Origin of the sequence: Neobacillus sp. NPDC093127 (assembly GCF_044754175.1) — a bacterium.
Lineage (GTDB): Bacteria > Bacillota > Bacilli > Bacillales > Cytobacillaceae > Neobacillus.
In genome coordinates this window covers 1-10198 of record NZ_JBIVOP010000003.1, presented here as the reverse complement: position 1 = coordinate 10198, position 10198 = coordinate 1, and the positions used below count along the sequence as shown (strand labels likewise).

At 40.8% G+C, this 10198-nt stretch carries 11 protein-coding genes; 4 read left to right on the top strand and 7 right to left on the bottom strand.

Going from position 1 to position 10198, the window contains the following annotated elements; all coding sequences use genetic code 11:
* The 3 genes from ACIQCO_RS05470 to ACIQCO_RS05460 all read right to left on the bottom strand — a co-directional run.
* On the bottom strand, nt 1-659 hold a 659-nt coding region (locus ACIQCO_RS05470; protein WP_400426604.1), incomplete at its 3' end, for a hypothetical protein.
* Between the two features lie 6 nt (nt 660-665).
* On the bottom strand, nt 666-1019 hold the full coding sequence (locus ACIQCO_RS05465; RefSeq protein WP_400426603.1) for a hypothetical protein: 354 nt from the start codon (nt 1017-1019) through the stop codon (nt 666-668).
* Nucleotides 1020-1229: 210 nt separating this feature from the next.
* Complete coding sequence (locus ACIQCO_RS05460) at nt 1230-2765, bottom strand: glycosyltransferase (RefSeq protein ID WP_400426972.1); 1536 nt, start codon at nt 2763-2765, stop codon at nt 1230-1232.
* 208 nt (nt 2766-2973) lie between these two features.
* On the opposite strand from ACIQCO_RS05460, the gene ACIQCO_RS05455 reads away from it, so the two are divergent.
* Genes ACIQCO_RS05455 through ACIQCO_RS05440 form a run of 4 tightly spaced genes read left to right on the top strand, consistent with a single transcriptional unit; the run spans nt 2974 to nt 6419 of the window.
* On the top strand, nt 2974-4089 hold the full coding sequence (locus ACIQCO_RS05455; protein WP_400426601.1) for a DegT/DnrJ/EryC1/StrS family aminotransferase: 1116 nt from the start codon (nt 2974-2976) through the stop codon (nt 4087-4089).
* Nucleotides 4089-4721, top strand: coding sequence for an acetyltransferase (locus ACIQCO_RS05450; RefSeq protein WP_400426600.1), 633 nt, complete (start codon nt 4089-4091; stop codon nt 4719-4721). Before ACIQCO_RS05455 ends, ACIQCO_RS05450 begins: the two co-directional genes overlap by 1 nt.
* A gap of 47 nt (nt 4722-4768) precedes the next feature.
* A complete protein-coding gene (locus tag ACIQCO_RS05445) occupies nt 4769-5632 on the top strand; it encodes a glycosyltransferase family 2 protein (RefSeq protein ID WP_400426598.1) in 864 nt (287 codons plus the stop codon).
* Nucleotides 5633-5690: 58 nt separating this feature from the next.
* Nucleotides 5691-6419, top strand: coding sequence for a glycosyltransferase family 2 protein (locus ACIQCO_RS05440; protein WP_400426597.1), 729 nt, complete (start codon nt 5691-5693; stop codon nt 6417-6419).
* Between the two features lie 29 nt (nt 6420-6448).
* Here the strand turns inward: ACIQCO_RS05440 and rfbD are convergent, their stop codons facing one another.
* Genes rfbD through rfbA form a run of 4 tightly spaced genes read right to left on the bottom strand, consistent with a single transcriptional unit; the run spans nt 6449 to nt 9793 of the window.
* The gene (gene rfbD / locus ACIQCO_RS05435; protein ID WP_400426970.1) at nt 6449-7324 is read right to left on the bottom strand and encodes a dTDP-4-dehydrorhamnose reductase; all 876 of its coding nucleotides are present in this window, start codon (nt 7322-7324) and stop codon (nt 6449-6451) included.
* Between the two features lie 43 nt (nt 7325-7367).
* Complete coding sequence (rfbB, locus tag ACIQCO_RS05430) at nt 7368-8348, bottom strand: dTDP-glucose 4,6-dehydratase (RefSeq protein WP_400426595.1); 981 nt, start codon at nt 8346-8348, stop codon at nt 7368-7370.
* A gap of 6 nt (nt 8349-8354) precedes the next feature.
* A complete protein-coding gene (gene rfbC, locus ACIQCO_RS05425; protein WP_400426593.1) occupies nt 8355-8912 on the bottom strand; it encodes a dTDP-4-dehydrorhamnose 3,5-epimerase in 558 nt (185 codons plus the stop codon).
* Complete coding sequence (gene rfbA / locus ACIQCO_RS05420; protein ID WP_400426592.1) at nt 8909-9793, bottom strand: glucose-1-phosphate thymidylyltransferase RfbA; 885 nt, start codon at nt 9791-9793, stop codon at nt 8909-8911. Before rfbA ends, rfbC begins: the two co-directional genes overlap by 4 nt.
* Nucleotides 9794-10198 lie beyond the last annotated feature (405 nt).

Genomic DNA, 10198 nt, shown 5'->3' with positions numbered 1-10198 from the left:
GTGAGGTCCAAGAGGTCCTTGCTCGCCTTGAGGTCCAAGAGGTCCCTGGTCGCCTTGAGGTCCAAGAGGTCCCTGGTCGCCTTGAGGTCCAAGAAGTCCCTGCTCGCCTTGAGGTCCAAGAGGTCCTTGCTCGCCTTGAGGTCCAAGAGGTCCCTGGTCGCCTTGAGGTCCAAGAGGTCCCTGGTCGCCTTGAGGTCCAAGAAGTCCTTGCTCGCCTTGAGGTCCAAGAAGTCCCTGCTCGCCTTGAGGTCCAAGAGGTCCCTGCTCGCCTTGAGGTCCAAGAAGTCCTTGCTCGCCTTGAGGTCCAAGGGGTCCCTGTTCGCCTTGAGGTCCAAGAGGTCCCTGCTCGCCTTGAGGTCCAAGAAGTCCTTGCTCGCCTTGAGGTCCAAGAGGTCCCTGATCGCCTTGAGGTCCAAGAAGTCCTTGCTCGCCTTGAGGTCCAAGAGGTCCCTGTTCGCCTTGAGGTCCAAGAAGTCCTTGCTCGCCTTGAGGTCCAAGCGGTCCCTGCTCGCCTTGAGGTCCAAGAAGTCCTTGCTCGCCTTGAGGTCCAAGAGGTCCTTGCTCGCCTTGAGGTCCAAGTGGTCCCTGCTCGCCTTGAGGTCCAAGAAGTCCCTGCTCGCCTTGAGGTCCAAGCGGTCCCTGGTCGCCTTGAGGTCCAAGAGGTCCTAGGTTACCTTGAGGTCCAAGAGGTCCTTGATTTCCTTGCGGTCCAAGAGGTCCTTGAGTACCTTGAGGTCCCCGAAGTCCCCGAGGTCCTTGGTTACCTTGAGGTCCCCGAGGTCCTTGATTGCCTTGAGGTCCTTGAGTACCTTGAGGATCGCCTGGAGGTCCCGGAGGTCCCTGTGGTCCTTGTGGTCCTCTTTTTCCGCGTTTTCCCTTGCATTTACATTTTTTGTGTTTCTTGCCACATTCATCGCAATATTTATCCTTAGACTTATGTTTCTTTTTATCCTTGTCCTTTTTCTTATCTTTGTCCTTATCCTTTTCCTTGTGATCTTTCTTAGAAGACATTTTTTCACCCCCAAATTTTTAAAATTGTACTTGCCATATATGTATATGGATGAACAATAGAAATGGTATTGGACAGGCGTTCAATTTTTAAAAAAAATATTAAAATAATAAAAAAACCTATTTTTTGAAATTAAAAGGAAATAACCTGAGTTAGTAGTAAGTAGTACTCAGGTAGTTTCAGTTTCCTTTTAAATTACTAGGGGCTTACCAGGAGTGGTTCACGGCATCACAACCACTTTCTCGGCACAGGAAGAGCAAAACTTGGCATATTGGATACATGTTTCTATTGAATCATTTGGTTCCATTGGCCACCATCGAATCGCTCCCATCGGTGCCTTTGAGGCAAAGGTTTCGATTTCTGCAGGAACATTACCTACTACAACTACTTCGATTTCTTTAAAGTTGGTTTCTATGCCTTTTTGAAGAGTTTTAATTAATTGGGTATGCGTATTTGTTGAACTGGAGTGGGGAATAGGAAATAGGATGGAAACTCTAGATAAATCTTCATCAATAATATGACAAGATTTCCGTGCAGGATTATCTGTGGTTGTCTCCCATATACGACTATATGGCAAACACTCAGGTAAACCTTGTTCTTCTAATCTTGCACAAATTCTTTCATTATAATAACTGTTTAGTTCTTTTACGAGAATCTGAATCTGCTGATTTCTTTGAAAAGTGGAGTTATCCCCATTTTCATTGCGATATTGGATATAGAGTAAATCGGGAATCGCAACGTACTTCGTACAAAGAAATGTGCGAACTAACAGATCGTAATCGTCTGAAACCAATAATTCTTCGCGGTGTCCTCCGATCAGATGATAACAATCTCTTGTCCACGCGCGAGGATGATTGGGTAAACCAACCAAATGACGGATGGTATTTCCATTGATCGTCGTGTGTTTGAGCACATTTTGCCATCGGTTCATTTCATGGACCCAGACACGGTAATACGGACTGTATCCAAAACCACAATCCCAGCCGTACCAATGGGCATGATGGCTTCCTACATATACTTCAGTACAATCCCCATAAGCAAAACCACAATCCGGATGTTGTTGAAACGCATGAACAATTTTCTCGAGACAGTCAGGAGTTAAATCATCATCATGGTCTACTTCGACTAAAATTTCCCCTGTACATAGTCCTGCTGCATAGCGTTTGGTAGCTCCTATGTAGCCATTGCGAGAATCTTGACGATATCTCCTTACGCGGGGGTCGTCTAAAGGACGTAAATCTTGATTATAGGTTTCATCCTCATCGCCGGAATCATCAACAATCACCCATTCCCAATTAGGGTAGGTTTGATTCAATAGCGAGCGATAGGGGCGCAGTATTTTATCTTTGGATTTGTAGCTGGCTGTAAACACGGATACTAATGGTATATCAGAAGAAAAACGAACCGGGGGAATCATTTTATTTTCAGGGAGAGGATCAGTCCTTTTTAGCCAGCAGTAAAATAATCCTGAGGGCTGAATTTCTTCTGGAGATGTAAAGTGCAGCCATCGTTTTCTTTCGTGCAAAGGCAAAGAATTCAACGTTTTAAATTCCTTCCACTCACTTCCCAATGAAACATACACACGAGGATCCTTTGGATTACAATCCAATAACGGTTCCTCCGGTCCATAAACTCTTACTGTGATACCACTTTCAGCCAGCCGATGCATCACTTCTACTAAACCATCAGATGAATGGCTTTTTGTAATGAATAAATGGGCTGTTAATAACGGGATACTTTTCAACGCCAAGTTCATCCCCTTTCGTTTTATCGGTACAAGATTTGAAGGTAAGTAAAACACTTATCCATCATTCAGAACTTTTTCCGTCAATTTTCATATATATGCAGAAGTAGGGGGGATTGCTACCAGCTAGTTCATGTTAAGAATGTGGTTGACCAAGTTACTGCCTGCGTAATTGCCATATGTTTTAGGGAAGAGAAAGGAGTTGACCATTCTTTTAATTATGACAAAGATTCCATTTTTACGACCTAACCTTGTAAAAAAAGAAGAACTATTTCCGTATTTATCAGAGATTGAAACATCTCGTATGTATAGTAATTTTGGACCGCTCAATGCCCGCTTTGAACAAAGGGTGCTGGATGAATATTTTGATACAAAAGGAGCTGTCACAACCGTCAATAATGCCACGATTGGCTTAATTTTAGCGCTTTCGCAAGTGAAACGCTCAAAGGCAAAATATGTGTTGATGCCAAGTTTTACCTTTGCTGCTACTCCGTTGGCCGCGCTGTGGTGTGGGTTAGAACCTTTTTTTATCGATATTAACCAAGATGATTGGTGTATGAACGAGAAGCTAGTGAGTGAGTGGCTGGAAAAACTGGATGATCAAGTGGCGGCTGTTATGCCATATGTGGCCTTTGGGACAAATATGAATCTTGATTTCTATCGAAAAATCCATGAATCGGGGATACCGGTCGTAATAGACGCTGCCGCCAGCTTCGGTGCGAAGGAAGGGCCAGATTACTTCGGGAAGGGGTTCCCTGGATGTATTGTGTATAGTTTTCATGCGACCAAATCCTTTGGTGTGGGTGAAGGCGGCTTAGTGTATAGTGCGAATCAAGAAATCATTGCTGAGATTCGCAGAGCCGAGAATTTTGGTTTTTCGAAGACTAGAGAGACAAATCTCCTTGGGATTAATGGGAAAATTTCTGAATACACCGCGGCCATCGCCATGGCCACATTGGATACGTTTGATAAAAAAATTAAAACTAGGCAGCAAATCCATACTTGGTATGCAGAAGAATTATCGCAAAAGAATTTTATCGATAAAGGCTGGACATTGCAAAAAACTTGCGGAGAAATTCCTTATCAATTTATGCCGCTTTGTTGCCCGCGAGGCGAACGGAACGACGATATAATTCGTTCGCTAGCCAGTCAAAATATTGAAGCGCGCACGTATTTTGCTCCTCCTTGCCATCAGCAGCAACTGTTTATTGGATATCCTCATAGACCATTGCCGGTTACGGACGAAATATCCAGTCGGATCGTAAGTCTACCTCTGTGGGAAGAAATGACAAATCAAGATGTGCGTTTGGTTGTAGAAGGGATGGTTCCATCCTAATGCCGCTGATTATTTGGGGATGTGGCGGTCATGGCCGTGAAGTTCTTCATCTTTGTGAGCAAATCGGAATCGAGGTGGCAGGGTTCCTTGATGAACGACCTGAAGTAAAAGGGCGAATCGTAAATGATGTGCCCGTCTTAGGTGATTTAGCGGATATTTCAGCCTTACGAGACCAGGTCCAGATTGTATGTGCCGGAGTGGGGGATCCGTTTCTAAAGAAACGTCTCGTTGAAAAAACAAAGACGTTTGGTTTTCAGATTGCCGATACGTTAGTCCATCCTTCTGTATTCATTTCTAAACGAAATCATATCGGCATCGGAAATGTCATCTGTGAAGGAGCTATCATAACAACGAATGTAGTGATCGATGATTTCGTTATAATCAACCGTGGAGTGAATATTAGCCACGATGATCGAATCGAAAATTATGTAACAGTTGCTCCAGGTGTTCAAATCGGAGGGAATGTGACGATTAAGGAAGGAGCATATATCGGAATCGGTTCATCCATCCGTGAAAAAACGACAATTGGATCCTGGTCTGTAATCGGCGGGGGAGCTTTCGTAAAAGAAGATGTGCCGGAAAAAACATTGTACGCTGGAGTTCCGGCCACATTCAAAAAAAGCTTGTCCTAGAGTTAGTGAGCCTTAAAGACAACGAAAAAAGATAGGAGGGGTAACGTGTGGACCACCCGTTAGTCAGTATCGTCATACCTGCGTATAACCGGCCGGATACACTAAAAATAGCAATTGATAGTGTATTGGAACAAACCTACCCGAATATCGAAATCATCATTTGTGATGATAGTTCAGATGATCGTGTGCAAGAAATGCTTGCTCCTTATTTACAAAAATATCCTCAAATCCAATATCATAAAAACGAACGGAATTTATTTCTTGAAAATTGGCATAAATGCTTTGATCTCGCATCAGGGGAATATATCAATTATTTGATGGATGATGATGTTTTCCATAAAGAAAAAATCGCGAAAATGATTTATTTTTTTAATGAATTCGAAAATATTACACTCGTTACTTCCTATCGCCAAACGATTGATGAAACAGGACAGTCTATCCCGCCAATCGCTGCAACGACTAAACTATATGAAGAAACAAGGATTGTAGACGGCAAGATGTTGGGGAATATTTCTTTAACCCGCTGCCTCAATTTCATCGGTGAACCGACAACGGTTTTATTTAGAAAAAAAGATCTTCTTGAACGATTTGGAGTATATAAAGGGAAACAGTATTCACTAATCAATGATCTAGCCGCCTGGTTGTCATTGCTCTCAAAAGGAAAAGCTGTCTATATTCCGGAAGCGCTCAGTTACTTTCGCAGACATCCGAATCAAAATAACAACACACTTGGTCTAAAAGCATTTAGTGAATGGTTAGATATCATCATTGCCTCACGTGAAGATGGGTTTCTTGACACGACCGAATTATATAAAACAGCCCTTCAGTCCTATGGAGAACGTGTAAAGGGATACAAACAATTCGAAGAAGATTCGAAGCGGATTAAAAAGATTTTAAAAACCTTAAAATAAAGGGACATGGAGCCTGTCCCTTTGTCCCAGATATATTATCTAGAAAGGGGCAAAACAAGTGATTATACATGTGTATGCTATATGCTGGAATGAAGAGAAAATGTTGCCGCATTTTTTTAAGCACTATGATGATGTAGCGGATCAATACTTTATTTTTGATAATGACTCAACGGATCAGTCATTATCAATGTTAAGGTCACATCCCAAAGTTACGATTGATAGATTTGAAATAAAAGGTAGTTCTCTTGTGAAATCAGCACAAGATCTATTTAACCAATTTTGGAAGAATAGCAGAGGAAAGGCAGACTGGGTGATTGTTTGTGATGTAGATGAACATTTTTATCACCCTAATCTTAGAGCATACTTGCAAGAATGTACTTCTAAAGGAATAACATTAGTTGTTCCTACAGGTTATGAAATGGTTTCCGATTTTTTCCCGACTGGCAATGAACCGTTACATGAAAAAATCAAGCATGGTGTAAGAAGCTATGATTTTGATAAACCGCAAATATTTAATCCTAATGAGATTCAAGAAATAAACTTTGGACCTGGGAGGCATACCGCTTTTCCTGTAGGGAATGTAATTAAACCACCCAATAAGGAAGTACTACTTTTACATTATAAATATTTAGGAATTGATTATCTTAATTCTCGTTATTCAGCCTTGAAACAAGGACTGCGAGAAGGGGATATCGCCAACCGTTGGGGATTTCATTATTTATGGAATGACAAACAAAAATTAGAACAATTTGAAAATCTAAAAAGCCAGTCTGCAATAGTGTTGTAGCGGAACAAGGGGACAGGCTCCTTGTCCCTTTATTCTTGGGACAAGGAGCCTGTCTCCTTGCGTTTCATCTGTAGCAAGCACCGATTCAATGCGTTTTTCCAATGTGGCATGGCTGCAAATTGATTAATCCTTAGCCCCATATGATCCAAAACTGAATACTTTGGCCGCCTTGCAGGACGGGGAAACTCTTCTGTCGTGCAAGGCTTTATTGTGGTAAGGATGTTGGATTGTTGGAACACCTCTTTTGCAAACTCAAACCAAGAACAGCTGCCTGTATTGGATACATGGTAGACCCCGAATTTACTAGTTTCCATTAACTTAACAATGCAATTTACGAGATCCATCGTATAGGTTGGGCAGCCTACTTGATCATGAACAACCGTTAGTGGTTCTGTTCCTTTAGCAAGCTTTAGCATTGTCTTGACAAAGTTGTTCCCATGTACTCCAAAAATCCAAGAAGTTCGGACAATGAAGAATTTTGAATGGAAGCCGCGGACAAAATGTTCACCGGCTAACTTAGAGCTTCCGTATATGTTAATAGGAGATACCGGTGAAAATTCATGATAAGGTGTAGTAGAACTACCATCAAAAACATAATCCGTACTTAAATATACTAGTTTCGCATGTATGTTTTCTGCTGCTATCGCAATATTCCGCGTTCCTATTCCATTGATTAGAAAAGCAAGATCTTGCTCAAACTCTGCTTGATCCACTTGGGTATAGGCAGCGCAATGAATGATAATATTCGGCTTTATAAGCGCCACAATCCGATTGACCTCATCTTCATTGGTAATGTCTAATTCCGATTTTCCCATTCCAAAAACTTGATAACCCGATAATGTTAAAAATGAGACGAGGTCTGACCCGAGCTGTCCTTCCGCGCCTGTTACGAGTACTTTAGTAATGGTTCACTCACCCCGCTAGGGACAGGCTCCTTGTCCCGCTAAATTATTTCTGGGACAAGGAACCTGTCCCCGTGTCCCACCAATCCTGATGTGTTTGATACCATGAAATGGTTTCTTTTAATCCATCCTTAAATGAATAACTAGCTTTCCAGCCTAATTCATTGTGAATTTTACTAGAGTCTATTGCGTACCTGTAATCATGCCCTAAACGGTCAGGAACAAAGGTAATAAGCTCCTTAGATAAGCCAAGAGTTTCAATGATATTTTCGACAATTTCAATATTTGTCCGTTCATTATGCCCGCCAATATTGTAAACTTCACCAGACTTACCTTTGTGGATGACTAAATCTATGGCTGAACAATGGTCCTTTACATGCAGCCAATCTCGAATATTTTTTCCATCGCCATAGACAGGTAATGATTTTCCTGTTAATGCGTTTATGACCATAAGTGGGATTAGTTTTTCCGGGAATTGAAACGGTCCATAATTATTGGAGCATCTTGTGATGTTCATATTCAAACCAAACGTTTCATGATAAGACCTCACCATGAAATCCGCACTTGCTTTACTGGCAGAATAGGGACTGTTAGGGGATAATGGGGTATCCTCAGAAAAATAACCGGTTGGACCAAGGGAGCCATACACTTCATCCGTCGAAATTTGAATAAAACGGATGTTTTTGTTCCGCGCAACATCTAAAATCGTTTGCGTGCCAAGGATATTTGTTCTCACGAATTCATCAGAATTTGTTATGCTCCGATCGACGTGAGATTCAGCGGCGAAATTTACAATTACGTCGACTTGATGTGTGGTTACTATATAATCTAGTAATTCTTTATTCGTAATATCCCCTTTAATAAATGTATAATTAGTAGATTCTTGAATCGATGCTAAGTTTTCAAGATTACCGGCATAGGTCAATTTATCAAAATTAATGATTTGATAATCTGGATATTTTTCAAGAACATAATGAATAAAGTTACTGCCGATAAATCCTGCCCCACCTGTAACAAGTAATTTCATTTATTCTTACTCCTTTACCGAAAAGTTCAATTCTGCATTTTTAAATAAAGGAAGCTTACTGTCTTTAGCCGATAATATCGGGCTTGAAATTGGCCAATCAATGCCAATTTCAGGGTCATCCCAAACAATGCCGCGATCATGTTCAGGGGCGTAATACTCGTCAACTTTATAAAATACATTCGTATTAGGGACAAGTGTGCAAAATCCATGAGCAAAACCTTTTGGAATCAGAACCTGGCGTTTATTTTCTTCACTTAAAATCACACCAATCCACTGACCAAAAGTAAGGGAGTTCTGTCGAATATCGACAATCACGTCCCAAATAGCACCAGAACAAACTCGGACCAACTTTGTCTGTGCCTTAGGGCTTAGCTGATAATGTAAGCCGCGTATGACCCCAGCTTTCTTTGATAAAGATTGGTTGTCTTGGATGAAATCAATGTTGATCCCAATTTGTTCAAGTGAACTCTTATTATAACTTTCCATAAAATATCCACGATTATCAGTTAGTATAAGCGGCTCTAGGATCAATACTCCTTGAAGCTTGGTATCATTGATGTTCATTTCCCACCTCTAAATTTTTTTGGCCGTGCCGCCTCCAATAAATATTTGCCGTAGTCATTTTTCAATGGCTTTGCTAAATTATATAAATTTTCCCTTGAGATATACCCTTTTTGAAAGGCAATTTCTTCAATACATGCTATTTTAATGCTTTGTGTTTCCTCGACCGACTTGATAAACTGTGAGGCCTTAAATAGAGATTCATGTGTTCCGGTATCAATCCATGCGTTGCTTTGTCCCAATAATTTAACAGATAACTCCCCCAATTCTAAGTAAGCTTTATTCACATCTGTTATCTCAAGTTCACCTCTGGCAGACGGTTGGATGCCTTTTGCAATATCAATCACCCGGTTATCGTAAAAATATAAGCCTGTCACTGCATAGTTACTCTTTGGATAGGACGGTTTTTCTTCAATAGAAGTAACGGTTCCATCCTCTAAAAAGTCAATGACACCGAATCGCTCAGGATCGTTCACATAGTAACCAAAAACGGTAGCACCTTTCTTCTGAGTGGCCGCCTCGGTTAAAAGGTTTTGAAATTCGAATCCATAAAAAATATTATCACCTAAAATTAGGGTCACGCTATCAGACCCAATAAATTTCTCGCCAATAATAAATGCTTGGGCAATACCCTCTGGGGATGGTTGAACTTCATAGCTTATGGAAATGCCTATATCCGATCCATTTCCTAGTAACTCTTGGTAACGAGAGATATCTTGAGTTGTAGATATAATTAAGAATTCCTTAATTCCTGCTAGCATCAGCGTAGCGAGAGGATAATAAATCATCGGCTTATCATAAATCGGCAATAGATGCTTCGATATTGACCGCGTTAAAGGGTATAATCGCGTTCCACTTCCACCTGCTAAAATAATTCCTTTCATTCCAACTCCTCCTTTCGCGATAAGTATGAAATCCACAAAACATAAGATTTTCCTGGAGTATTGTATGTTTAGAAAACGGAAAGTGGTACAACTTTATTCGAGAGGAAAAGGGAGTGGGGCTGTTTTTTTCCACAGTCGGTTAGGAGAAAAACCTCTTTCTAGTAAAAAAACTTTAAAAAAGGTGTTGACCAATCTATTAATCTCCTGTAATATGTGAAAAGTCGTCAGCAAGACGAAAGATAACAAAAAAGAAGTTGTTGACATTAATAACTTGAAATGTTATTCTAATATAGTTGCTTCAAAGCGAAGTGGCTGGAAATTGTTCTTTGAAAACTAAACAAACAAAAACGTCAACAAACAATATTTTTTAGTTTTTTTATAAAACTAAGCCAACGTAACAAATGA